At 53.7% G+C, this 23,328-nt stretch carries 27 protein-coding genes, 1 pseudogene and 1 riboswitch; of the genes and pseudogenes, 16 read left to right on the top strand and 12 right to left on the bottom strand.

The features are described 5' to 3' along the window. Positions 1–20 precede the first annotated feature (20 nt). The 4 genes from HFD94_RS09030 to HFD94_RS09015 form a co-directional block, all read right to left on the bottom strand. Positions 21–698 (bottom strand): anti-sigma factor domain-containing protein, encoded by a 678-nt coding sequence (locus HFD94_RS09030; RefSeq protein ID WP_167433045.1) that lies wholly within the window; start codon positions 696–698, stop codon positions 21–23. Then, positions 695–1,243: a sigma-70 family RNA polymerase sigma factor gene (locus HFD94_RS09025; RefSeq protein WP_045140068.1), complete on the bottom strand. Its 549-nt coding sequence runs from the start codon at positions 1,241–1,243 to the stop codon at positions 695–697. Before HFD94_RS09025 ends, HFD94_RS09030 begins: the two co-directional genes overlap by 4 nt. Positions 1,244–1,304: 61 nt before the next feature. Next, positions 1,305–1,865 carry a fasciclin domain-containing protein gene (locus tag HFD94_RS09020; RefSeq protein WP_052271356.1) on the bottom strand — a complete coding sequence of 187 codons (561 nt, stop codon included), beginning with the start codon at positions 1,863–1,865 and terminating at the stop codon, positions 1,305–1,307. Between the two features lie 329 nt (positions 1,866–2,194). Next, entirely contained in the window at positions 2,195–3,769 is a 1,575-nt protein-coding gene (locus HFD94_RS09015; RefSeq protein ID WP_163641284.1) for a methyl-accepting chemotaxis protein, read from the bottom strand. 311 nt (positions 3,770–4,080) lie between these two features. Here HFD94_RS09015 and HFD94_RS09010 point away from each other — a divergent pair. Continuing rightward, positions 4,081–4,347, top strand: a pseudogene (locus HFD94_RS09010) (GrpB family protein); the annotation flags it as partial. Between the two features lie 28 nt (positions 4,348–4,375). Here the strand turns inward: HFD94_RS09010 and HFD94_RS09005 are convergent. Continuing rightward, positions 4,376–4,897, bottom strand: coding sequence for a GNAT family N-acetyltransferase (locus tag HFD94_RS09005; RefSeq protein WP_052271354.1), 522 nt, complete (start codon positions 4,895–4,897; stop codon positions 4,376–4,378). A 109-nt stretch (positions 4,898–5,006) separates the two neighbouring features. Next, a complete protein-coding gene (locus HFD94_RS09000) occupies positions 5,007–5,681 on the bottom strand; it encodes an SOS response-associated peptidase family protein (protein WP_010247008.1) in 675 nt (224 codons plus the stop codon). A gap of 81 nt (positions 5,682–5,762) precedes the next feature. Between HFD94_RS09000 and HFD94_RS08995 the strand changes: the two genes are divergently transcribed. Then, entirely contained in the window at positions 5,763–6,248 is a 486-nt protein-coding gene (locus tag HFD94_RS08995) for a hypothetical protein (protein WP_108912501.1), read from the top strand. Between the two features lie 147 nt (positions 6,249–6,395). Further along, positions 6,396–6,644: a hypothetical protein gene (locus HFD94_RS08990; protein WP_010247007.1), complete on the top strand. Its 249-nt coding sequence runs from the start codon at positions 6,396–6,398 to the stop codon at positions 6,642–6,644. A 129-nt stretch (positions 6,645–6,773) separates the two neighbouring features. Here the strand turns inward: HFD94_RS08990 and HFD94_RS08985 are convergent, their stop codons facing one another. Then, positions 6,774–7,190 carry a cell envelope integrity TolA C-terminal domain-containing protein gene (locus tag HFD94_RS08985; protein ID WP_033743904.1) on the bottom strand — a complete coding sequence of 139 codons (417 nt, stop codon included), beginning with the start codon at positions 7,188–7,190 and terminating at the stop codon, positions 6,774–6,776. Positions 7,191–7,529: 339 nt separating this feature from the next. On the opposite strand from HFD94_RS08985, the gene HFD94_RS08980 reads away from it, so the two are divergent. Continuing rightward, positions 7,530–7,775: a ParD-like family protein gene (locus HFD94_RS08980; protein WP_010247005.1), complete on the top strand. Its 246-nt coding sequence runs from the start codon at positions 7,530–7,532 to the stop codon at positions 7,773–7,775. Continuing rightward, on the top strand, positions 7,772–8,557 hold the full coding sequence (map, locus tag HFD94_RS08975) for a type I methionyl aminopeptidase (RefSeq protein WP_010247003.1): 786 nt from the start codon (positions 7,772–7,774) through the stop codon (positions 8,555–8,557). The genes HFD94_RS08980 and map overlap by 4 nt, the downstream gene beginning before the upstream one ends. Positions 8,558–8,593: 36 nt before the next feature. Here the strand turns inward: map and HFD94_RS08970 are convergent, their stop codons facing one another. Next, the gene (locus HFD94_RS08970) at positions 8,594–9,688 is read right to left on the bottom strand and encodes a diguanylate cyclase (RefSeq protein ID WP_167433043.1); all 1,095 of its coding nucleotides are present in this window, start codon (positions 9,686–9,688) and stop codon (positions 8,594–8,596) included. A 202-nt stretch (positions 9,689–9,890) separates the two neighbouring features. Continuing rightward, on the bottom strand, positions 9,891–10,199 hold the full coding sequence (locus HFD94_RS08965) for a hypothetical protein (protein WP_010247001.1): 309 nt from the start codon (positions 10,197–10,199) through the stop codon (positions 9,891–9,893). 230 nt (positions 10,200–10,429) lie between these two features. On the opposite strand from HFD94_RS08965, the gene HFD94_RS08960 reads away from it, so the two are divergent. The 3 genes from HFD94_RS08960 (at position 10,430) to HFD94_RS08950 (ending at position 11,679) form a co-directional block, all read left to right on the top strand. Continuing rightward, positions 10,430–10,654: a hypothetical protein gene (locus tag HFD94_RS08960; protein ID WP_010246998.1), complete on the top strand. Its 225-nt coding sequence runs from the start codon at positions 10,430–10,432 to the stop codon at positions 10,652–10,654. 2 nt (positions 10,655–10,656) lie between these two features. After that, positions 10,657–10,899 (top strand): hypothetical protein, encoded by a 243-nt coding sequence (locus tag HFD94_RS08955; protein ID WP_167433042.1) that lies wholly within the window; start codon positions 10,657–10,659, stop codon positions 10,897–10,899. 93 nt (positions 10,900–10,992) lie between these two features. Further along, a complete protein-coding gene (locus HFD94_RS08950) occupies positions 10,993–11,679 on the top strand; it encodes a hypothetical protein (RefSeq protein WP_010246994.1) in 687 nt (228 codons plus the stop codon). Positions 11,680–11,897: 218 nt separating this feature from the next. On the opposite strand, the gene HFD94_RS08945 is transcribed toward HFD94_RS08950, so the two are convergent. After that, positions 11,898–12,947, bottom strand: coding sequence for an NAD(P)-dependent alcohol dehydrogenase (locus HFD94_RS08945; RefSeq protein WP_167433041.1), 1,050 nt, complete (start codon positions 12,945–12,947; stop codon positions 11,898–11,900). Positions 12,948–13,058: 111 nt separating this feature from the next. Here HFD94_RS08945 and HFD94_RS08940 point away from each other — a divergent pair, with 111 nt between their 5' ends. Further along, on the top strand, positions 13,059–13,451 hold the full coding sequence (locus HFD94_RS08940; protein WP_167433040.1) for a helix-turn-helix domain-containing protein: 393 nt from the start codon (positions 13,059–13,061) through the stop codon (positions 13,449–13,451). 29 nt (positions 13,452–13,480) lie between these two features. Here HFD94_RS08940 and HFD94_RS08935 read toward each other — a convergent pair whose 3' ends face one another. Then, a complete protein-coding gene (locus tag HFD94_RS08935; protein ID WP_139016403.1) occupies positions 13,481–14,302 on the bottom strand; it encodes a Cof-type HAD-IIB family hydrolase in 822 nt (273 codons plus the stop codon). Positions 14,303–14,557: 255 nt separating this feature from the next. Between HFD94_RS08935 and HFD94_RS08930 the strand changes: the two genes are divergently transcribed. Both HFD94_RS08930 and HFD94_RS08925 read left to right on the top strand, forming a co-directional pair. Beyond that, complete coding sequence (locus HFD94_RS08930) at positions 14,558–15,820, top strand: DUF1479 domain-containing protein (protein WP_167433039.1); 1,263 nt, start codon at positions 14,558–14,560, stop codon at positions 15,818–15,820. A 76-nt stretch (positions 15,821–15,896) separates the two neighbouring features. Beyond that, complete coding sequence (locus HFD94_RS08925; protein WP_167433038.1) at positions 15,897–16,646, top strand: DNA-binding transcriptional regulator YciT; 750 nt, start codon at positions 15,897–15,899, stop codon at positions 16,644–16,646. Here the strand turns inward: HFD94_RS08925 and HFD94_RS08920 are convergent. Beyond that, positions 16,643–17,662 (bottom strand): LacI family DNA-binding transcriptional regulator, encoded by a 1,020-nt coding sequence (locus HFD94_RS08920; protein WP_122459756.1) that lies wholly within the window; start codon positions 17,660–17,662, stop codon positions 16,643–16,645. The two genes, HFD94_RS08925 and HFD94_RS08920, sit on opposite strands and share 4 nt — an antisense overlap. 256 nt (positions 17,663–17,918) lie before the next feature. Here HFD94_RS08920 and ascF point away from each other — a divergent pair, with 256 nt between their 5' ends. The 5 genes from ascF (at position 17,919) to HFD94_RS08895 (ending at position 23,326) form a co-directional block, all read left to right on the top strand. Continuing rightward, on the top strand, positions 17,919–19,385 hold the full coding sequence (ascF, locus tag HFD94_RS08915; RefSeq protein ID WP_167433037.1) for a PTS cellobiose/arbutin/salicin transporter subunit IIBC: 1,467 nt from the start codon (positions 17,919–17,921) through the stop codon (positions 19,383–19,385). A 36-nt stretch (positions 19,386–19,421) separates the two neighbouring features. Beyond that, complete coding sequence (locus HFD94_RS08910; RefSeq protein ID WP_167433036.1) at positions 19,422–20,852, top strand: 6-phospho-beta-glucosidase; 1,431 nt, start codon at positions 19,422–19,424, stop codon at positions 20,850–20,852. 106 nt (positions 20,853–20,958) lie between these two features. After that, positions 20,959–21,061, top strand: a riboswitch (TPP riboswitch). A 68-nt stretch (positions 21,062–21,129) separates the two neighbouring features. Then, positions 21,130–21,831, top strand: a complete 702-nt coding sequence (locus HFD94_RS08905) for a TenA family protein (RefSeq protein ID WP_010670444.1) — start codon at positions 21,130–21,132, stop codon at positions 21,829–21,831. Continuing rightward, positions 21,828–22,568 (top strand): ABC transporter ATP-binding protein, encoded by a 741-nt coding sequence (locus HFD94_RS08900; RefSeq protein ID WP_167433035.1) that lies wholly within the window; start codon positions 21,828–21,830, stop codon positions 22,566–22,568. Before HFD94_RS08905 ends, HFD94_RS08900 begins: the two co-directional genes overlap by 4 nt. After that, a complete protein-coding gene (locus HFD94_RS08895) occupies positions 22,565–23,326 on the top strand; it encodes an ABC transporter permease (RefSeq protein ID WP_060679294.1) in 762 nt (253 codons plus the stop codon). Before HFD94_RS08900 ends, HFD94_RS08895 begins: the two co-directional genes overlap by 4 nt. Positions 23,327–23,328 lie beyond the last annotated feature (2 nt).

The following is a 23,328-nucleotide window of genomic DNA, read 5'->3' as shown; positions in this document are numbered from 1 at the left end:
GTGGACCCGCGTCCTGATGATTAAAGCACCGTGACTTTGCCCTGGAAAATCACCGGACCGGACGGCCCGCTGAGCTTAGATCCCCCCACCGGCTCCAGACTTACCGCCAGTACCGTCTGATTATCTAACTCGCCAGGCGGTAACCGGAAAACATTACTGTCGCGGTGATTGATCAGCCCCAGAGATTGTGGCGCAGCACTGCCCCTGATCAGCCAGAGCTGCAGGTTTTTATTCTCTGGCAGCGTGATGTTCAGCGCCGAAACCTGAAGGAGTAAAGCTGACTTATCCAGATTCACCACAAACTGTGCATCGGGCTGTGCGCCGCTGAGTACCGCAATCGGCTGCAGAGACTGTGGGGCATCCGGCTTGCTTAAATGGGTGAAAATGAGGATGCCAGCCATTGCCGCCGCCAGGCCCCAGCCGAGCCAGAAGCCAGGATGCTTGCGGATTGATGTCGTGCCAGAGACGCCTGCATTCCGGCCAAGATCCTGCTCAATCTGCTGCCAGACCGCAGAAGGCGGGATAACGGCGTGAGTGAGCAGATCAATGCCGCTGAACGCTTTCTGCCAGTTCAGCACTTCCGCGGCGAATACTGAATCGTCATTGAGGCGTTTATCCAGCCGATGACGTGTCACATCGTCGGTAAGGCCAAGCACATATTCGGCCGCAGTGAGATCATGTTGTTCCTGCCCAGTCATAAGCCTATGCACTCCCGAAGATGGGTTAACGCGCGACGGATCCAGCTTTTCACCGTTCCTTCAGGCTGACTCATTGAGAGCGCAATCTCACTCTGTGAGAGGCCACGATAATAGGCGAGCGAAATGCTTTGTCGCTGCTCAGAGGGTAAGTGCGCCATGCAGTGCTGAAGGCGACGCGCCTCCGCATGACTCGCATCGGCAGGAAGTGGCGTCTGGAAACCCGCTTCCGCTTCGCTGATATCATCCACGGAACAGCTTCTGTTTTCATGTTTACGGAGGAAATCAATCGCCCGATTTCTGGCAATGTGGCTGAGCCAGATATGCGGTTCACTGCGCTTATCGTCGTAATAATTTGCCGACTGCCAGATATGGATAAACGTATCGTGCAGGATCTCTTCTGCCCAGTCCCGGCGTCTCACCATCCGCAGGATGATCCCATAGAGTCGGGGCGACAGAACGCGATAAAGCTGCTCAAGAGCAGCTTTATCGCCGACGGCTATCTGATTCATTAAATCGGCCTGAATATGGGGCACTTTTTTTGTCATCGGCTTCCCTGTTAAAGGTGTAGCCACCCGATCAGTGGCTACACACAGTATAGGTAACGCTTTACGGCATCAGCACGGTATCAATAACGTCAATCACACCGTTACTCTGATTCACATCATACGTAGTGATACTGGCAACATTGCCCTGAGCATCTTTAAGCTGAATGTTGTGCGGGCCATTTGCCATCACCCACAGTGATTCGCCATTGACCGTTTTCAGCTCGGCTTTGCCTCCTCCCGCTTTGATTTTTTTCTCCAGCGCTTTCATGTCCAGTTTTCCTGCGACCACGTGATAGGTCAGGACACTGGTGAGTTTTTGTTTATTTTCTGGCTTAAGCAGGGAGTCGACCGTGCCCTTAGGCAGTTTTTCAAAGGCGGCATTGGTGGGCGCAAAAACGGTAAACGGCCCCTTCCCTTCAAGTGTCGGGACCAGGCCGGCGGCTTTAACGGCGGCCACCAGCGTGGTGTGGTCTTTCGAGTTAACAGCATTCTCAACAATATTTTTCGATGGGTACATGGCGGCACCGCCGACCATCACCGTGTCGCTCTCCATGCTCGCCGCGTAAGTGGCGCAGCTGAAGACTAATGCAGAAAAAATCAGAGTTGGCAGGAATGGTTTCATTTTCACTTCCCTCATTGAGTTAACGGACAGGGCGAGAGCGCCCTTGTCTGTTAATACGAATGAGCAGCGAAAACGGATGCAAAAAATTTTAATTTTTTTTAGCTGGGGGGGTTCAGGCTGATGCGATATGCAATAAGCCCACCAGAGGTGGGCTTATCATAACGAGTCCATACTGCGTCAACGTCTGCTTTTCACGCACAGCAGACAGCCGTCATTACTGGCAAGAAATAGCTCCCGGTCATACAAATCAGCAATGTAAAAAAGGCATTGCCCCGGACAGCTCAGATGCTCTCAACCCACGTCTTTCGCCGTGAGTTATGCGCATGAACTTAAATGCGAAAAGCATTCACGGCTTCACGTAAAGCGTGTGCCTGGGCTGAAAGCGACTGCGATGCCGAAGAGGACTCCTCAACCAGCGCGGCGTTATTCTGCGTGACGCCGTCCATCTCGTTCACTGCGATGCTGACCTGTGAAATGCCCTGCATCTGTTCAGCTGAGGCGAGTGAGATGTTATCCATCGCGACGGCGAGTTTTCCAACCATCGCATTGATATCAAGAATGCTCTTGCCGGTCCCGGTTGCCACGACAACACCACTTTCGACCTGCGCCACAGCCTCTTCTATCAGATGTTTAATATCTCTGGCTGCCGTTGCACTGCGCTGCGCCAGCGTCCTGACTTCACCCGCGACGACGGCGAAACCTCGACCCTGTTCGCCCGCTCGCGCTGCTTCGACTGCCGCGTTAAGCGCCAGAATGTTGGTCTGAAATGCAATTCCTTCGATAACGGATGTGATATCCCGGACTTTCACCGCGCTTTTTGAAATATCATTCATCGTCTCTGACATGCGCTGCATATCGTGTTCACCCGAACGCGCCAGCGCAGCGGTTTCACGGGCTGAATCCGCAGTCTGCTGCGCGCCCGCTGCATTGCTTTTCACTGTAACCGTGAGCTGTTCAATACTGGCGGCGGTTTCCTGCAGAGCGGCGGCCTGCTGCTCTGTACGGGAAGAGAGTTCGGTATTGCCCTGAGAAATTTCATCAGCCGCCATGGCGACCGAAGCGGAAGAATCTTTAATCTGCGAGACCAGGTCACGCAGATTGCTCTGCATGCTATCCAGAGAAGACATCATGCTGAGGGTATCCCCCTGACGAAGGGTCACTTTTGTCGTCAGATCGCCCGCCGCAATCGCAGCGGCCAGGCCCTGCGCATGAGAAGGTTCGCCACCCAGCTGAGTCTTGATCCAGCGGGTAATCAGCCCACTCATCACAAATCCCATCACAACAAACAGGGTGGTCAGGCCTGCCAGCGTCATATAAACACCGGAGAGCGCCTGCGTGGACGTTTCCGCCGTTTTACTCGTTACCCGCGCCTGATAATCAACCATCCCATCTACCGCACTGCGGTAGTGCGAAAGCGCAGGGATCAGTTCACCACGGAGTTTTTCCGGGAACGTAGTGGCGTTCTGCATAAACAGGTTTTGCTCTGCCTGATGAAGCGGACCCGCTGCCACTTCGATTTTATTTAATTGCGTGGAAGCCTCTTCTACTTCAGCAAGATTGATCCCCGGAATGCTTTTGGCACCGTTGATCAGTTCGCGAAAATGCGCGGTGGTATTATCACTGTTGGTCTGCAACGCAGAGAACTGGGTTTTTATAGTGGTCTCTGCCTGAGGCTGAGTGTCTGAAGCCACGGACAGTAAAAGGACAGTTTGCTGAGTTAAATTATCTTTTAGCGTCTGCAGGGCCTGGAGATCGCCCAGCCGCGCGCGCGTCAATTCCTGCTGATCGCTGGCCGTATTGAGTTTAAACCCGGCAAATCCTGTCACAAAAACGCCCGTTAAGATGACTGTGAGGAATGCCGCAGTGAGCATGACGCTTAATTTTATTTTTTTGTTCCGATACATAGGAGACCCCGATGTTTGAATTAATAGGTTATCACCGACGTTCCGCTTCTATGGCTCGCTGGTACTGGATCTGTTATCGGCAGCGGGGAAAGAAATTACAGTAATGAAAGGGGTAAGAAGCGATGATTCCTGGGCTGAGTAAAAGGGTAAATCCCTGACGGATGCCATTAAGGCAGTGAGTGTTATTCTCGTAACTTGTCGCCTGAATGCGGATAAAACTATTCCAGCTTCGCTTGTGGCACCACGGATTTAACAGACTCTTCAGCGTCATTTGAGATGACTGACAATAGAAGTGTTCTCGTGGTGAGAACGGAATCTCAGGCCGCAGATATTTTATTAAGGGTGGAGAACGGCGTAGCCATCAGGTGCATGCGTTTGCATCTGGAGACGAACAGATAATAAGGCACCTTGCTTTCCGTGATTTCCTCAGAGAAAACAGAGATATCGCAGCAACCTATGCTGAGATAAAGCGTGAAGCAGCATCACTCTGTAACAACGATGCTCAACGCTACAGCGCGCTGAGAGCGAACTTTATAGCGCATCATCTAAAGCTCGCACTGATTGACCTGAAACGATAGGTACTGAGCAGGACAGGATATATCCTCCTCACCCCCGTTTTTGATTCCATTCATCCTGACTCAGGGTAAACAGCATGCTTGCGGGCGCATTTTCCACATCATAAATATCCCGGGTATGCCGGAGGCCGGCGTTAATCAGAACCTTTTGTGAAGCCAGATGATTCGCTCTTACGACTGCAGAAATCTCAGCCAGTTTTACTTCTTCGAATCCATAACTAACCGCATAGTTCGCAAATTCCGTCGCCAGTCCTTTCCCCCAGGATTCCGGAGAGAAACGATATCCCAGATTATTGATCGTGATATCGGCAAAGCTTCTGATGCTCAATCCCCCAAAACCGATGATTCTTTCTGGATTATCCTGAAGCGAGATAGCCCAACTGCCGAAGCCATTCAATTCCCAGTGACGGATAGAGCGCGATAGCACTTCCCGTGAATGATGGATATCCGGATGTGGGCCCGCGGGATTAAACGTATTCGTCGCAGGGTCGCCGTAGATCCTGAAAAGATCATCGGCATCTGATGGGGTGACTGGCCGAAGAAACAACCGCATAGTGTCTGCCTGCAAAATAAACGCTCTCAGATTAAGAAACGAGTGATCCTGTTTTTATAACGGGAAACGGTGCGGGAAACTATGTAAATCTCTCACCTCATCGGTCTGTTCAGTCAGGCTTGATCTCTTTAATAAGCGCTTCACCCTGATTGTGGATGTTGCCGACTTTGGCTGTAACAGGATGCCAGGTAAAGTCCTTTTCCGGCAATGCGGCTTCATGTGCAATTTCCTGAGCACGTTCTGACGTGGTTTCGGCACTGAGCCATTCGCGTACAGCATCCGCACTTAAAACCAGCGGGCGTCGGTCATGGATATCAACCATGCCTTTATTGCTCGCTGCCGTTACGATAACAAAACCCTCATGCCCATGATCCTTACCATAAGGAGCTTTGCCGATAGCGGCGAAGAACAGCGGTTCTTTCTCTTTGTGGTAGATAAAGTAAGGCTGTTTTTTGTCGCCCTCTCGCTTCCATTCATACCAGCCATTGGCAGGAACAATGGCGCGACCATGCTCCCACAGCGGTTTGAACATGCGTCCCGTCGCAGCGGTTTCACCACGCGCATTGATAAGCGGTTGTTTGTCCCACCACTCCGGACCGTAACCCCAGTAAACCGGATCAAAGTGCAGTTCATTATCCCGCTCATTGAGCAAGAGCACTTTGGTGCCTGGAGCAACGTTAAAGCGGCCTATCGGCTCCGGATCATAAATAATTTCATCGGGCTTCAGCCCCAGGGATGCAAAGTAATCATCTCTGCTGCTGTACTGCGCAAACCGTCCACACATGGGGACCTCCTCTCATAAGGATAGCGCAGCGTTGAACGAGTTAAATAAATCTAAAAAATTGTTCTTCTGGCTGAAGATATCGTGATTTTTGACGAGAACATGATTAATGAATATGAAAAAACTGGGGCAGTAATGAAGGGAATTATTTTAAGTCTGGCTATGGCGTCACTGATGGCTGCCTCGTTTACAGCTGATGCGCGCGGCCATCGTGGTGGGGGTGGGCATAGAAGCTACAGCCATAGTTTTAGTTCAGGTTACTCATCACAAACAACGACACCCAGAATCAAGAAGAGATATTCCAGCAGCAAGCGAACGGCCAGATATGCTACTGCGGGCGTGGCGGGTTATGGCGCATACCAGGCCCATAACTACACGTCATCCTACGTGCGTGAGAAGGGCCGTCAGGCCGCAAGAAAATCCTCAACGAACAGCTATAACAACCAGTATCAAAATCAGCCCCAGGCTCAGCCGGTTAGCCAGAATATGGCGCCGACATGTTCACCCTTATCTATGGCAAGCCAGCCGGGCTATACAAACCTGCCTGTATGCCTGGGCAATGTTAATTAAATTCAAGCCTAGTAGCGATGAAACGACGATGAATTGATATTTTTCAGGAAGACACATTTTACAGAATGCCACTTACCGCACCCCGGAGAGGTCATATTTTAGTGACTTCGTAGGGACACGAACCTTTAATAATATGAGATATAACTCATGAGCATAGTTTTTATACCTGCCCTCATCCCATTACTGATGAGAATTGAGAATGAGAAAGGAAGCCCGCTTACTGAGCAGGAAGTCAGTAGCATCCGTGATAATGCCACAACTATCGAAGTGCCGCGTGATGTTGCTCTCGCCATGGCTGAATGCCGCGGTTACTTCGATATCAACCCTGAAGATTGCTGGGCTGAATGGAGTTTGTACCGGAGTAAAAGTTTGCTGTCTGCTGCTGACAACGGATAAATGCATCGCGGTGTACAGTTTTAGCAGCCGGTATCTGACGGCATAGCTTCAGAGCAGCACGGTGCCTTATGGGATTGTGAGTTTAGACATTTAAGTGCAACGCTTAACACTTTCCTTAGCTATGTAATCTTATTGCGGAGCAAAATGTATCGGGATTTCATCCTTCATAAAGGCGGGTCTCATTGGAAAAGTGTGGGCATCTGCAGCTTGTTTGATTGCTTTAATTGCAGCAGCGCACAGAGCTGGATCTCCGCCCTGAACGTTGATGCTTACCGGAGGCTCGCCTTCCGGCTGCCTGATCCTTACATCACATGTTTTACCGCGATAATTATCTGCATCGAAAAACCGATATTGTATTGCTGTAACAGCCTGGCAGAGCCAAAGCTGAGTTTCACGCTCTTGAGTTTGCTGTGGTGTCTGAGATTCACACTGACTTTTAATCTCTGACGCGTCGGGAGTCTTAATTCCCTTTTGTCGGATGTGATTTGTGCTCATATGGCATCCTGAAACTGCCAATGCGGCAGTCAAAGCAATTATTCTTTTCATGATTACATCCCTGATCTTTGCCCATATTTTATACCATTAATTCTACTGACTTAATATCCACAGCCACCAGAACAACCCAGTATTTCATCTGCTCAGTCATCAGCTAACCTTTCAGCAAATAGCCAGTGTGTCAGTGCTTTTTCGGCGGAGCTTGCACTACTGTTACCTGGCCATACACACCTCTCTATTATCTATAAATTTTCTATCCCCACCGAAATGCGTGGCCGTGGGTCATCATTCTGTACCCTGCTTCAGACGCGCAACAATCTCCCCCCTCTTTTCAAATCACGCCGATAGCGTTAAGCTATACGAAACATATACGTTTCATATAAGGCTTGCATGGGTATCGTAAAAATCTCCGACCTGATGCATGAGAATCTGCGCATCGCCAGTCAGGCGATGAGCCGCTCAATTAATGCACAGGCAGAACACTGGCTAAAACTCGGTATGCTGGCTGAACTCTATCCGCAGCAGACCCAACATCAACTGGCGCAGATGCTAATCCGGCTTGAACTGGAAGGCAGCGCTGATATACGCAATATGCTCCCTAAAGAGAGCCTCACCACACAAGGAGACGTGTCATGAACAGCGTTAAAATTCATACCGCAGCGGAAATCGAAATGGCACGGGCAGCCGGACAGGCTGCGGCTCAGGTGCTGGCGATGATTACACCTCACGTCCGTCCCGGCATCACCACGGAAGAGCTGGATGATATCTGTCACGATTTTATTGTGAATGAGCTTAAAGTGACGCCAGCAAACATCGGTTACCACGGTTATACCCGCACCACCTGCACGTCGGTCAATCATGTGGTCTGCCACGGCATCCCGGCCAGCAAAAAACTCAAGGATGGCGATATCGTTAATATCGATGTAGCGATCATCAAAGATGGCTGGTATGGCGATACCAGCCGGATGTACTTTGTCGGCACACCGTCAGTCCGTGCCAAACGTCTGGTGGAGATCACCTATCAGTCGATGGTCGCCGGTATCAAAACCGTACGTCCTGGCGCGACGCTGGGCGATGTGGGCGCGGCTATCCAGCGTGTCGCTGAATCGGCTGGCTTCTCGGTGGTGCGTGAATATTGCGGTCACGGCGTTGGTGAAATTTACCACACCGATCCACAGGTGCTGCACTACGGCACGCCGGGCGAAGGGATGCCACTGAAAGCAGGCATGATTTTCACTATCGAACCGATGATTAATGCCGGTAAAGCCGGAACCAGCGTGCTGTCAGATGGCTGGACGGTGGTCACCAAAGATCGCTCGCTCTCGGCGCAATGGGAACATACCGTCGCCGTCACCGATGAGGGTTTTGATCTGCTCACGCCCTGGCCTGAAGGCACCGGCGACTACCCGGCGATTTAATCTCTCAGCCTGAGACAGGGGTCTCAGGCTGCATTGTTAACTGCCCCTGACTTCACTCAGCGTTTCCAGCGTGCCGGAATGCCACACCTGCACATCGTTACGTCCGGCGCGCTTGACCTGATACAGCGCCTCATCGGCACATCTCAGCCATTCATGAATTGTCGCCGCATCGCATGCCGGTGCAATCCCGATACTCACCGAGCACTGAAAGGTGGATGACGCCGGCAGCCGCAGCAGGGCAATCCCCTGTCTGATCTGCTCTGACAGCAACATGATACTGGTTTCATCCGCATCCCGCACAATCACACACAGCTCATCGCCGCCAAAGCGGGCAGGTATATCTTTCAGGCCGACGCTGTCACGCAGTAGTGCCGAGATTTCTGCCAGCAGGAAGTCGCCGGCTTCATGCCCGAAGGTGTCGTTAACCTGTTTGAAGTGATCGACATCCAGCAGCATCAGCCAGGCTTTACCCTCACCTCGCTGTGTACGTAAAAACTCGCTTTCAAGCCGCCGCTCAAAGAGACGTCGGTTAGGTATTTTCAGACCAGGATCCATCAGCGCAATGCGTTCCAGCTCCTGATTCTTCTTTCGCAGACTCAGGGTCAGATTGTGTGAAACCACGCTGAGCGCCAGCAGATAGCCGCTGGCGAGCGGCAGAGTCAGCCAGACGGTGCGGGTAGAGAAGGTCAGCTGCAAAGGCGCCTTTTCGGCTAACCAGGCCAGTAAAAAGGTCAACAGAAAGGCCTGCAGAGCAGACTTCAGCTGAACCCAACCGCCCGCCGAGTAACGATCAGAGATCAGTACCGCCATGATAATAATCGAGGGAAGCGGACTCAGCGCCATGGTTGCCACCCAGAAGCCGCCGAATGCGGCATCCAGCGTCAGATTCTTACGTTCAAAACCCGTGGGATCGCGCGATCGCAATGCCAGTCTGAAGGCGGCATAGGGCCAGACAAACGCATTAGTAAATAGCAGTGCGCAGAGTTCCAGGCTTTTTCCCATCTCCATTAATACTGACAGAATGGGCAGAAAACAGAGAAAGGTGCCGAGCTGGCGCATCATGAACATGCGGCGCACAAATCGCGTCGATCGGCGCTTCAGCTGAATATCGTCAGGAGTGTAGTAATTCATATGCAGACTGAAGCAGCAACAGGTTATGGCAGTTTATCGGCAATTATTGAATTAAGGTAAAATATTTACAGAATATTCTTATTGCGGGTCGTGAAAGGCATCTCGTCAGGCTGTGACTTGTGTGCCGGGGACGATGGCAGTCAGGGAACAATGGCAGTAATGTGAAAAGATACCGCGCACCATGAATACGCGCGGAAGCTTTTTATCGGCGGCCTTTAACCACTGAGGCAGACCAGTTGAAATCGCTGACTTCGCTGGCGGTCATTGAAGAAGGTTTTTTCTTACGCAGCGGTTTTTTCTTCTCCTTCTCAGCCTGCGCCCTCTCCTTCTCCAGTTTGCTGGTCATGATGATCTGACGAGCTTCACTATTGAATTCTTTCTCTTTTTTGCTATCAGGCTCTTTACCGGTTCGTTGACGGTACTTCTCGGCCAGGCCCTTATAGGTTTGCTCGACGGCCAGTCGTTCATCAGCGTTGAACTGATCAATGGAAATCATCTTTTTATCGTTCATAGCGGCGTGTCCTGTGGCGAGTTATTCCGGCAAGTGTACCGCATTTGCGGTCCGTTAACGCAGGGAATGGCATTAATCCGGTGAGCTGCTGATTCCATCAGCACATGCAGCCCGGTAATTTCTCTGAAACCTGCGCTTAGCCCTGTAAAAAATAGGGTTATCTCTTAATATAAAACTAATGTTCATCAGGTTTACTGGCAGTGACCACGTACTGCCGAGGAGCTGAAGGAATGATAAAAGAGACCGATCGCCTGTCACAGGCACTATTACGGCGGCATGGGATTGGCGTTAAACAGAAACGTATACACTTCCGTGGCAGGGATTTGCTGTTTCAGCTGCACAACGCCCGCTATGAGGTGTTCAACGGCGATCGCTGTATTGCAACCGTCGATACCAACAATATCAATGAAGCCATTAAGCAGTTTAAAGCGCTGGACCATCCAGGGGAGAAATAGCCATGCCAGACTATCGTCTGTTTCAGAAAGAGCAAACAGTCAGAGCCGTGAACACTGAGCGGCAGGATCAGCAGGACGCGTTAATGGCTGATGGCTATAAGATGGTGTGGGACGTGGTGCATGCCGATAACGACGATGCCGCGCTGCTGCGCTATCAGCAACTGCGTCACGAAGAGGATAATGCTGAGCAGAATTTCGCAACCGATTCAGTTTCAGGTAGCCTGATGAACCTGATATCCCGCTGAGTCAGTGCGGGGCTGAAGGTATAAAGCCAAAGTTACTGTTAATTCATGCTGTGCTGATTAGAATAAAGAAAATTTCCCGAATACAGGTTTCTGATGAAAATCACCATTCATAAAGAAGATGAGCTGTTTATGCACAACTTCTTTGCTGCGCCATGCCACACCGTTGAAACAGACTCACCACAGGCACAACAGATTCAGCAATCGCTTCAGCTGGCCATCCAGCAAAAAGGTGCAGAGGCTGATGGCGACTGGAAACGTAGTTTGACTTTTCTGATTCTGTTTCTCTTTTTATATGCTGCGCTGGGTGCCTCGCTGACACTTGATCTCAGCACCACTGGCACGCCTCATAAGAGTATTGAATATGCGCTGGAAGCGATTCCGGTGCTGATCGCTTTCTCCGGCTTCTTCATCTCTATTCTCTATCTGTTTCTGACCCGCGCCAGCGCGCGTAAACAGCGTAACTGGGAAAGGACTATCCTGGTGCTGGAGAAATACTCCATCGGAAATCTGTTTAAAGCGACGCATACCCAGGGCGGTGGTACCAGCAACTACTCCGTGCCCAACCTTTCTATTTCGCTCGCGCTGTTTATCTGCCTGACCTGGCTGGTGATTTATAACTATCTGACATTTACCACCAGCGGAGTGTTTGGCAGTGTCATCTCCCTGTTTATCAGCACCATGGTTTATGTGATTCTGGATATTCAGCTGCTTAAGCCTTTTACCCATGTTGTTGAGAAAGAAGAAGCGGAAAAGAGTGACACGGATAAAGAGCAGGATTAACTGCACCCCGTAAACGTCAAAACAGATACCCGGTCAATGAGCCGGGTATTTTTTTTCTAATCAGAACGATCTTGCTGCAAGACCCATGCTGCACGGAGTTCAATGAAGTGAGTTGATATTAAAACATTTAAGTATGTTGTAACTATATGCAGGGCTTTATCTTTCGGGTTCAGCCCATGTAAATTCAGACGGCCCGCTTTCACAGCGGGCCGTATTCATCACCAGTGGGTTTTCTGCATATCAATGACAAAACGATATTTCACATCGCTGGTCAGCATACGTTCAAAGGCAGTTTCGACCTCTTCACCTGTGATCATCTCAACATCAGCCGTGATGTTGTGCTGACCACAGAAGTCAAGCATCTGCTGCGTCTCCTGGATGCTGCCAATTGAGGTGCCAGTGATGCTCAGGCGACGAAACACCATCGGTGTCACATTCGGTGATGGATGAGGTTGATCGGGTATGCCCACCAGCACCAGCTGACCATTGGTTTTCAGCGCCCTGAGATAAGGATCGAGGTCGTGTGGTGCAGCGACACAGTCCAGAATGATGTCCAGTGACGCCTGGCAGTCAGCCATTTGTGCGGCGTCTCGCGAGATCACCACGTTCTTAGCGCCGAGCCGGCGTGCATCTTCCCCTTTCGCCGGAGAAGTCGTAAACAGGGTGACTTCTGCGCCCAGTGCACTGGCCAGTTTAACCGCCATATGGCCCAATCCCCCAAGCCCGACCACACCCACACGATCGCCTGCTTTGACTTTAAAATGCTGCAACGGTGACCAGACGGTCACGCCAGCGCACAGCAGCGGTGCCACCGCATTCAGTGCCAGATTGTCGGGCACCGTGACCACAAAATGCTGGTCGGCGATGACATGCTGCGCATAGCCACCAAATGTCGTATTGCCGGTGTATTTATCCGTACCGTTGTAGGTCGGCGTGAAACCCGCCTCACAATATTGCTCTTCCTGCTGCTGACAGAAATGGCATTTACCGCACGAGTCGACCATCACGCCCACGCCAACCGTATCCCCGGCGGCAAATTTAGTGACGTTGCCGCCCACTGCCACTACGCGTCCGACAATTTCGTGACCGGGAACCAGCGGATAGCGGCTGACTCCCCATTCATTACGGGCCATATGCAGATCGGAGTGACAGACACCGCAGTAAAGAATTTCGATTTTCACATCGTCAGCCTGCAGCTCGCGTAACTCTACCTGGCCTGCCCGCAGCGGCTGGTCTGCCTGGGACGCTATCAGCGCGTTAATTTTCATCTGTTGCCTCTTATCACCTGGTGGTCGTAAAGAAAGCGGCCCACTATAGACATACGGAACCCCATTTGGTAGTAGTTACCTTTTGGTTACCATCATGTCTGGGAAGTCACTATGCCGGTCTGGGTTGAAGGAAAACTTTGCTTTTATGCGGATTCACCGCCACGCCGCCTGATGGAACTCTTTTCGGTGAAGTGGAGCACGATGGTGCTGCATGCGCTCTATCACTGGCCGGAAAATCGGGCACGCACGGGTGAACTGGAGCGCAGCCTGCAGGGTATTTCGAAGAAGATGCTGATTCAGACGCTGCGTGAGCTGGAGCAGCGCGGACTGGTGTCACGTCAGGTGTGGCAGGTGGTACCACCAAAAGTGGAATACAGCCTCACGCCGTTGGGGCATACCTTCGCACAGCCAATAGAGCAGATGTATCAGTGGGGACTGGAGAATCAGGCTGCGCTGGATGAAATGGAACATCACACGCGCAGCCATCAGGAGAGTGGCGGATAGAAGGCCGCCAGTTCTCACGCAGTGCAGGCTTAATCGAACGGGAATTCGCGCGCCAGCACGCGGGAAATGACATTCAGCGCGCCTTCATCATTGTTGCTCTGAGTCTGATAGCGCGCCACGGCAGCGACCGAATCAGCGGCATTGGCCATTGAGAAACTGAAGCAGGCCTGACGCAGCATCTCAATATCATTGGCGCTGTCACCAATCGCCAGCACTTCGCAATCGCTGATGCCCCACTTTTCCTGCAGCAGCGCAATGCCGTGTGCCTTATGGCAGCCGGGAATAATGAGATCAATAAAGCCAAAACCGCTGGATACCGGATGCATGATGTTTTCCAGCTCGCCCAGACGGGAATGCAGTCTTTGCAGCAGTGCATCCACCCCTTCGTGCTCCAGCTTCAGCGAGAATTTGAAAATGGTGTCGTCGATGGCATAGAGGTCATCGCGTTTTTCCAGCCGGTGATAGTGGTTTGCAAGCATTGCCATCACCTCATCAGAGGTGGATGAATGCATATAGGCGCCGTTGCGTCCACAGACCACGACCGCGATGTCAGGTTCATGCGCCAGGATATCGAGGATCTTATGCACTTTCTCCTGAGCTAACTCTCCGCAGAAGATCTCTTCATTACAGTCAGAAACCCATGCGCCATTTTCCGCCACGAAAGCGATCTCATCTTTGATGTCGGGAAAATAGCGCTGCAGCTGGTAATACTGATTACCACTGGCCACCACAAAACGGATGCCCTTCTGCTTCAGCAGCGCATACTGACGTGAAAACCGCTGAACGTTGTACTGCTTATTGTCGTCCAGAAAGGTGCCGTCCATATCCACCGCAATCATCTTAACCGCCATCTCGCCTGCCCCTATACGTTCGCCGTTCTGTCCTTTCGGCTGATTGATTTGATTCATAAAGCTTACTCGCTGTGTGGATTAATGAGAATGCAAATAGTGACTTTGCTAACGGCTTTCAGAGCGTTCCGGTTCCGGAGTTGTGTTATCACGCACGTTTTTTTTCGTTAAAAGGATGTTAACCTCAGTCGAATATTACGAATGAATGTTATTTTAATTACATTCGTAACTCAACCCCCAGATATTCAGGAGCACGAGATGCGTGAAGATTCCCGATCAACCCCTTTACCTGACGACGTCAAAACCGCTATTCGCGAGATGAAACAGCAGTTACGCCAACAGATTGGTGATGTCGATGCCCTTTTCCGTCAGGTTTGCGACAACATCACTGCTGCGATTGCTGAAGCAAAAGCAGATGAAAAGCGCACGGGCAGTGCCTGGCCGGTAGTGCCCATGCAGGACATTGCAGCGGGAAAGGTTTCGGATGAAACCCGGGCGCTGATTAAACGTCGCGGCTGTGTGGTAATTAAGCAGCACTTCGCGCGTGAGCAGGCGCTGGCATGGGATAAGTCGATGCTCGACTATCTGGATCACAACCGGTTTGACGAACACTATCGCGGCCCCGGAGATGACTTTTTTGGATCGCTGGCCGCCTCCCGCCCCGAAATCTATCCGATTTACTGGTCACAGGCGCAAATGCAGGCGCGGCAGAGCGCGGCAATGGCTGACGCGCAATCTTTTCTGAACCGGTTATGGAAGTCTGAATCACAGGGAAAGCAGTGGTTTGACCCGGATGTCAGCGTTATCTATCCCGATCGCATCCGTCGCCGCTTGCCGGGCACCACCTCGAAGGGATTAGGCGCCCATACCGATTCCGGCGCGCTGGAACGCTGGTTACTCCCCGCGTATCAGCAGGTTTTCAGTAAGCTGTTTCACGGTGATTTTGCCGCTTACGACCCCTGGGATGCAGCTCACCGCACCGAAGTGGATGAGTATGATCTGCCGGGTACCACCAAATGTTCCGTGTTCCGGACCTTTCAGGGCTGGACCGCACTCTCCGATATGATCCCCGGTCAGGGCCTGCTGCACGTGGTGCCGGTGCCGCAGGCGATGGCCTATGTTCTGCTGCGTCCGCTGCTTTCAGACGTACGTGAAGATGAACTGTGCGGCGTCGCGCCGGGCCGGGTGTTGCCCGTTAATGAACAGTGGCATCCGCACCTGATTGCAGGACTCTGTTCGATACCGGCCTTAGAGGCGGGCGATTCGGTATGGTGGCACTGTGATGTGATCCACGCCGTTGCACCGGTTGAAGATCAGCAGGGCTGGGGCAATGTGATGTATATCCCCGCTGCGCCAATGTGTGACAAAAACCGCGCCTATGCCCGGCGGGTTGCACAGGCGCTGGAGCAGGGACGTTCGCCGGGAGATTTTCCGCCAGAAGATTATGAAACAGAGTGGGACCAGCGTTTTACGCTGCAGGATCTCAATCTTAACGGACGCCGGTCGCTGGATTTGTACTGATCCCAATCCCGCGTTGTACACCAGCGCGGGATATCCCTGTTACACTGGAGCTTCTTTTTTTCTGCGAAACGCAATTATGAACCCGCGACATCATCAGATTATTCAACTGGTTAATAGCCGGGGCAGCGTAACGGTCAGCGAACTGGCGCAGCTTACCGGGGTTTCTGAAGTGACGGTGCGTCAGGATCTCACACTGCTGGAACGCGACCGGTTGCTGCGGCGGGTTCACGGTTCCGCGCTGGCGCTGGACAGCGATAACGTCGGCACCCGCATGAATACCCGCTATCCCACTAAGCAGGCGCTGGCACGACATGCGGCCAGCCTGGTTCAGGCGGGTGAATCGGTCTTCATCGAAGGCGGCAGCACCAATGCGCTGCTGGCGCGTGCGCTGGCTGACCGCGCCGATCTTACGCTGATTACCGTCAGTCACTATATTGCCCAGCTTCTTCGGGAAGCCACCTGTGAGGTGATTGTGCTCGGTGGCCTGCTGCAGAAAAGTAGTGAGTCAGTAGTCGGCCCGCTGACGCGGTATTCTATCCAGCAGGTTCATTTTCACCGGGCATTTGTTGGCGTGGATGGCTGGCATCCGGAGACCGGTTTTACCGGCCGCAACATGCTGCGCTGTGATGTGGTGGATGCCGTGCTGGCGAAAGGCGCTGAGAGCTATGCCCTGACCGACGCCTCCAAGTTTGGTCAGATTCACCCTTATCCGCTTTCATCGGGTTATCAGGTCGGGCACGTGATTACCGATGAGACGCTGGATGCGGCGGCGGCAGCGCAGCTCAGGGAACAGGCGATAGAGGTGATACAGATCGCCGCAGGTTAAGCAGAACGGCCGGGGCCTTTAGTAACGGAGTCCCGCAGCATCAGACTAGCCGTGAAAGGTGCCTGAGTATGCCAGTCTCCGCCATCCAGCATGGTCAGCAGGCGGTTAATCGTCTCATCGATCATCTCGGTGACCGGCAGTTTCATGCTGGATAGCGACGGCGTGATGAAGGGCGCCAGCGGAATATCATCGAAGCCAATCACCGAAACCTGCCCGGGTACCGCGATGTTGCATTCAGTCAGACGTTTGATGGCACCAATCGCCATCTCATCATTACTCGCCACCAGCGCGCTGAATGTCACCCTGCGTTCCAGCAGCATGTCCACGGCCGCCATACCGCTCTGCGCCGTCCATTTACCGGTCACGATTCGCCGGGAATCGGCTTCAATGCCCTGTGCGGCCAGCGCAGCGTGATAGCCGGAAAGTCGCTCGACGCCGGTCGGCGAATCGAGTGAACCGGTGATAAACGCGATCTCACGATGCCCCTGATTCAGCAGATGGCTCACCGCCGTGGCGCTGCTGGCGTGCTGATCGCTGTAAATGCAGTAGCTATGGTTGACGCGCAGCCGCCGGTTGATCACCAGTATCGGCTGTTTGTGCCGGGAGATAATCGCATCCAGCGCGTCAATGCTCAGGAAGCGCGGATAGATAATGATGCCGTCACAGCGCAGATCGAGCAGAAACTGTATCGCCGCCTCTTCCTGCTCAGCGGTGTGTTTGCCGTCCGCCAGAATCAGCTGGCGGCCCTGCTGCTCCAGTATGCGCGCGGAGTGTGCCATTAGTTCAGTGAAGTAGCTGCCGCTGTAGAGCGTATTGGTGATCACCAGTCCAATGGTCTGAGAGGTTTTTGTCGCCAGGTTGCGCGCCAGCAGATTGGGCCGGTATCCGGTTTCGGCAATCGCCTTCAGTACTTTTTCGCGCTTTTCCTTCCCGACATAGCCATTGCCCGAGAGCACACGTGACACTGTCGCTTTTGAGACGCCCGCCCTGTTTGCCACTTCCTGAATCGTTGCCATGCTGATGCTCCTTTGCTGCGTCGTCCTGCAGTCTACCTAAGCCTCTCAATCTTGGAAATATTTACCCCGCCTTAGTATGAGGTTACCTGGCAGCATCAGGTGATGGAGTTCACAAAAAAGAGATCTGGATGATTTTGGCGCTTGTCGGCGCCATGAAAGCACTTCATGATTTTGTGAAACCGGTTTCCTATTTGCCTGCCCGCAGGCGCAAAAACATAAAAACTTTAACCGATTTACCCTACAGAGAAGAGCGATCATGCCCAGAAATTATGCCGAGGTGTCACGCGCCATCGTCGATGCGCTAGGCGGCCTCACCAATATCGAAGCCGTAACCCACTGCATGACCCGCCTGCGGTTTGTGTTGAAAGATGAAGCTCAGGTCGACTATCCCCGGCTCAAGGCGATCAATGGTGTTATGGGCGTGGTGCACAACGACACTCAGTGCCAGGTGATCATTGGTAACAACGTTTCACAGGCTTATCAGGCGGTGCTGGAGCTGGGCTCGCCCGCAGCGACATCGGCTTCACCCATGAAACGTAAAATCACGCTGCGAGGCATCGGTGCAGGGATTCTTGATGCGCTGGTGGGCACCATGTCGCCGCTGATTCCGGCCATTATTGGCGGGTCAATGGTTAAGCTGCTGGCGATGATCCTGGATATGGCGGGCGTGTTTGAGAAAGGCTCATCAACGCTGGTCATCCTCAACGTGATTGGCGATGGCGCATTCTTCTTCCTGCCGATCATGGTGGCCGCCTCTGCGGCGCTGAAATTCAAAACGAACATGTCGCTGGCGATCGCCATTGCCGGTGTACTGGTTCATCCCAACTTTGTTGAACTGATGGCGAAAGCGGCACAGGGTCAGGCGGTGGAATTTGCTTACATCCCGGTGACCGCGGTGAAATATACCTACACCGTAATCCCGGCGCTGGTGATGACCTGGATCCTGTCGCACATCGAGCGCGGCGTGGATCGTATTACCCCTGCCGTCACTAAAAACTTCCTGAAACCGATGCTGATTGTGCTGATTGCGGCACCCATCGCGATTGTGCTGATTGGTCCGATTGGTATCTGGATCGGCAGCGGCATCTCCGCGCTGGTCTACACCGTGCATGGCTATCTTGGCTGGCTTTCCGTCGCGATTATGGGCGCAATCTGGCCGCTGCTGGTGATGACCGGGATGCATCGGGTGTTCACCCCCACCATCATCCAGACCATTGCCGAAACCGGCAAAGAGGGCATGGTGATGCCGTCAGAGATTGGTGCCAACCTCTCGCTGGGGGGATCGTCGCTGGCGGTGGCGTTCCGGACCAAAAACCGTGAACTGCGCCAGACCGCGCTGGCAGCGGCGGCATCAGCGATTATTGCCGGCATTTCAGAACCGGCGCTGTATGGCGTTGCGGTCCGTTTAAAACGACCGCTGATCGCCTGTCTGATCAGTGGTTTTATCTGTGGCGCGGTCGCGGGCATTGGCGGGCTGGCCAGCCACTCCATGGCCTCTCCCGGCCTGTTTACCAGCGTACAGTTCTTCGATCCCACCAATCCCATGAGTATTGTCTGGGTCGGTGCGGTCATGGTGTTGTCTGTGGTGCTCTCATTTGTGCTGACGCTGCTGTTAGGTTTTGAAGATATTCCTGAAACCGAGCCTGAAACCAAAACCGCACCAGAAAGCGCAACGCAACCTGCGCCCGTTACCGAACGCGCTAACGCGATTAATAGCCACTAAAGGAAAGGGTCATGCTGACCCGGAAAAGAGGATTGCATGTCTGATTCAAGGTTTCCGCACGGATTTTTATGGGGCGGCGCACTGGCCGCCAACCAGAGTGAAGGCGGCTTTCGTGAGGGCGGAAAGGGCTTAACCACCGTTGACATGATTCCACATGGCCCACACCGTATGCCGGTCAAACTCGGTCTGGAAAAGCGTTTTAGCCTGCGTGACGATGAATACTATCCCAGCCATGAAGCCATCGATTTCTATCACCGCTATCCGGAAGACATTGCGCTGATGGCGGAGATGGGGTTCAGCGTGTTCCGCACGTCGATTGCCTGGAGCCGTCTCTATCCCAATGGCGATGAACTGACGCCCAATCCGCAAGGCATCGCCTTTTACCACGCGGTCTTTGAGGAGTGCCGGAAATATAATATCGAACCGCTGGTCACGCTCTGTCACTTTGATGTGCCGATGCATCTGGTGACTGAATATGGCTCGTGGCGCAATCGCAAAATGGTCGACTTTTTTGCCCGCTATGCCCGCAGCTGCTTTGAGGCGTTTGATGGCCTGGTGAAATACTGGCTGACCTTCAATGAGATTAATATCCTGCTGCACAGCCCGTTTTCCGGCGCCGGTCTGGTGTTCGAACCCGGTGAGAACAAGGATCAGGTAAAGTATCAGGCGGCCCATCATGAACTGGTCGCCAGCGCGCTCGTGACGCGCATCGCGCATGAAGTGAATCCGATGAACCAGGTCGGCTGCATGCTGGCAGGCGGCAACTTCTATCCCTGGTCGAGCAAGCCGGAAGATGTCTGGGCTGCGCTGGAAAAGGATCGCGAAAACCTGTTCTTTATTGACGTGCAGGCGCGTGGGGCCTATCCGGCCTACGCCGCCCGCGTATTCCGTGAAAAAGGTGTGACGCTTGAGATCGCTGACGGCGATGACGACATTCTGAAAAACAGCGTCGATTTTGTCTCGTTCAGCTACTACGCCTCACGTTGCGCCTCGGCCGAGATGAACGAGCAGAACAGCAGCGCCGCCAATGTGGTGAAATCCCTGACCAATCCGCATGTACCGCGCAGTGAGTGGGGCTGGGGTATCGATCCGCTCGGCTTACGCATCACGATGAATATGATGTATGACCGCTATCAGAAGCCGCTGTTTCTGGTGGAGAATGGCCTGGGCGCGCGCGATGAGATCGAATCAAATGGCGAGATCAACGATGATTACCGCATCAGCTATCTGCGCGAACATATCCGCGCCATGGGCGACGCGATCGAGGATGGCGTGCCAGTGATGGGTTACACCAGCTGGGGCTGTATCGATCTGGTTGCCGCCTCAACGGGTGAAATGAGCAAGCGCTATGGATTTGTCTATGTTGACCGCGACGACCTGGGTAACGGCACGCTGGCGCGCACGCGGAAGAAATCCTTCTGGTGGTACAAAAAAGTCATCGCCAGTAATGGCGCGGATCTTGAGTGACAACGTCACTTAAAATCTATCGTCATGCTGTTACTGGCGCGACAGCAACGCCGGAACAGAACGCTTATTTCTGCCGTTGTACTCCGGCAGTAATTATCGTATAACCAATGTCTCCGAGGGGTGTCCTGTAATGGGCTGAGATGGCGTAAGCCGAACCCTTTGAACCTGATCTGGGTCATGCCAGCGAAGGGACGGGTCGGCAGATTTTCTGCGTCATCTCCTGCAACATTCCCTGTTCCAGACCGTATGCCCGGATCTCCCTGTTACTGGAGATCCTATGTCACATCCGCTTTTCGACACCGGCTTTTATGGTCGTCTGCGCCAGCAGGCGGGCAGTCAATGGCACGCCTATATCGGGCACGATTTTGTGCGGCAACTCGGTCAGGGCACCCTGCCACCCGCCGCCTTCCGCCACTATCTCACCCAGGATTATCTGTTTCTGTTGCACTTCGCCCGTGCCTGGGGCCTGCTGATCAGCAAACTTTCCGAGCCAGCAGCCTTACGCAGCGCAACGGCATCGCTTAACGCCATCGTCAGCGAACTGCCACTTCACCAGGCTTACTGCCAGCAATGGGGCATCAGCGAGGCGGCTATGGCGAGTGAACCCGAAGCCGTGGAAACGCTCAACTACACCCGCTACGTGCTGGACGTGGGTCACACCGGGGATGCGCTGGAGCTGCTGACCGCGCTGATGCCGTGCGTTGCCGGTTACGCTGAAATTGGTCTTACACTACTGCATGATCCCGCAACCCGCTTTGAGGGGAATCCTTACGCGGCATGGATAGAAAATTACGCCGACGAAGTCTATCTGGCTGGCGTTCGCTCCTCACTTTCACTGTTTGAAACCCTGGCCCGGCAGCGCGCCGGTGAACACCGGTTTAACCCGCTGGCGGAGATTTTTACCACTGCAACCCGGCTGGAAGCCGCTTTCTGGCAGATGGGTCTCAACCATGCTGCCGCCCAGCGGATCAGCTCATGAACCTGCCGTGCCATCCGGTGCCGCCAGGCATTTCAATTCGCCAGCTCAGCCTGAATTATGGCCAGCAGCCACTCTTCAGCCAGCTTGATCTGGAGATCGCGGGCGGTGCTTTTACCGCTTTACTGGGTGCCAGCGGCGTCGGAAAAAGCAGCCTGATGCGGGTCATTGCTGGTCTGACGCCACCCACCGCCGGGCAGGTCAGCGGCAGCGACGGCCTGCCACTGACCGGACGCATCGCCTGGATGGGGCAACAGGATCTGCTCTATCCCTGGCTGACGGTTGAACAAAATGTCTGTCTCGCCAGTCGCCTGAAAGGTGAAAGGGCCGATCGCGACTGGGCGCAGCATCTGCTGATGCGGGTAGGTCTTAGCCATTCTGCGAACGCGCGACCCGCGACACTTTCCGGCGGGATGCGTCAGCGCGCCGCGCTGGCCCGCACCCTCTACACCCGTCAGCCCGTTGTGCTGATGGATGAGCCCTTCTCCGCACTGGATGCCCTCACCCGCGCTCAGATTCAGACGCTGGCTGCAGAAGTGCTGGTCGGACACACCGTGCTGCTGATTACCCATGACGCCGCCGAAGCCTGTCGGCTCAGTCACCACATGCTGGTGATCGGTTCTGCGGGAATTGAAACCTGCCCGCCCCTGGCGGGCCAGCCACCGCGGGCTGCAGACGACATACAGGTATTGCAGAGTCAGGCCGGATTGCTGAAGCAGCTGAGCAGGATAGCGGGATGAGATTACACAAAGGTTTTGCCGGTCTTCACCGTGGAGTGATGCTGTTTGCCGGACTGATTGCGCTGTGGTGGCTCGCCACACTGACTTCGGTTCCGGCCTTTCTGCTGCCCTCACCCGCTGCGGTCGCCATCGAACTGTGGCAAAACGCAGGTTATCTCGGCCATCACACTTTGATTACCCTGACCGAGATCGTCAGCGGCATGGCTCTCGGCGTGCTGCTGGGGAGTGTGCTGGCGCTGGGCATGACCTTTTCGCCATGGCTGCAGCGCTGGATGATGCCGCTGGTGATCACCAGCCAGGCGATTCCGGTTTTTGCCCTGGCGCCGCTGCTGGTGCTCTGGTTTGGTTTCGGCATGGGCGCCAAAGTCGCGATGGCCGTCCTGGTAATCTTCTTCCCGGTGACCTCCGCCTTTTTTGATGGCCTGCGTCGCGTCACGCCCGGCTATCTCGATCTGGCTCGTACGCTGGGCGCATCACCTGCAGCGCAACTGCGCCATGTCCGGCTGTTAGCCGCGCTGCCAGCCCTGGGCTCAGGATTGCGGATGGCGGCAGCCGTCGCGCCAATAGGCGCAATCATCGGTGAATGGGTCGGCTCGGCCGAAGGGCTGGGCTACGTGATGCTGAATGCCAACGCCCGGATGCAGAGCGACCTCTGTTTCGCCGCCTTGTTTATTCTGGTGCTGATGACGCTGGCCCTGTGGCTGACCCTCGACATCCTGCTACGCCGCCTGATTACCTGGGCACCCGAGACACATTAATG

Source organism: Pantoea sp. EKM20T (assembly GCF_011800485.1).
Taxonomy (GTDB): domain Bacteria; phylum Pseudomonadota; class Gammaproteobacteria; order Enterobacterales; family Enterobacteriaceae; genus Pantoea; species Pantoea agglomerans.
Note: the sequence above shows the minus strand (reverse complement) of the source record. Positions and strands in the feature narration are given on the sequence as shown.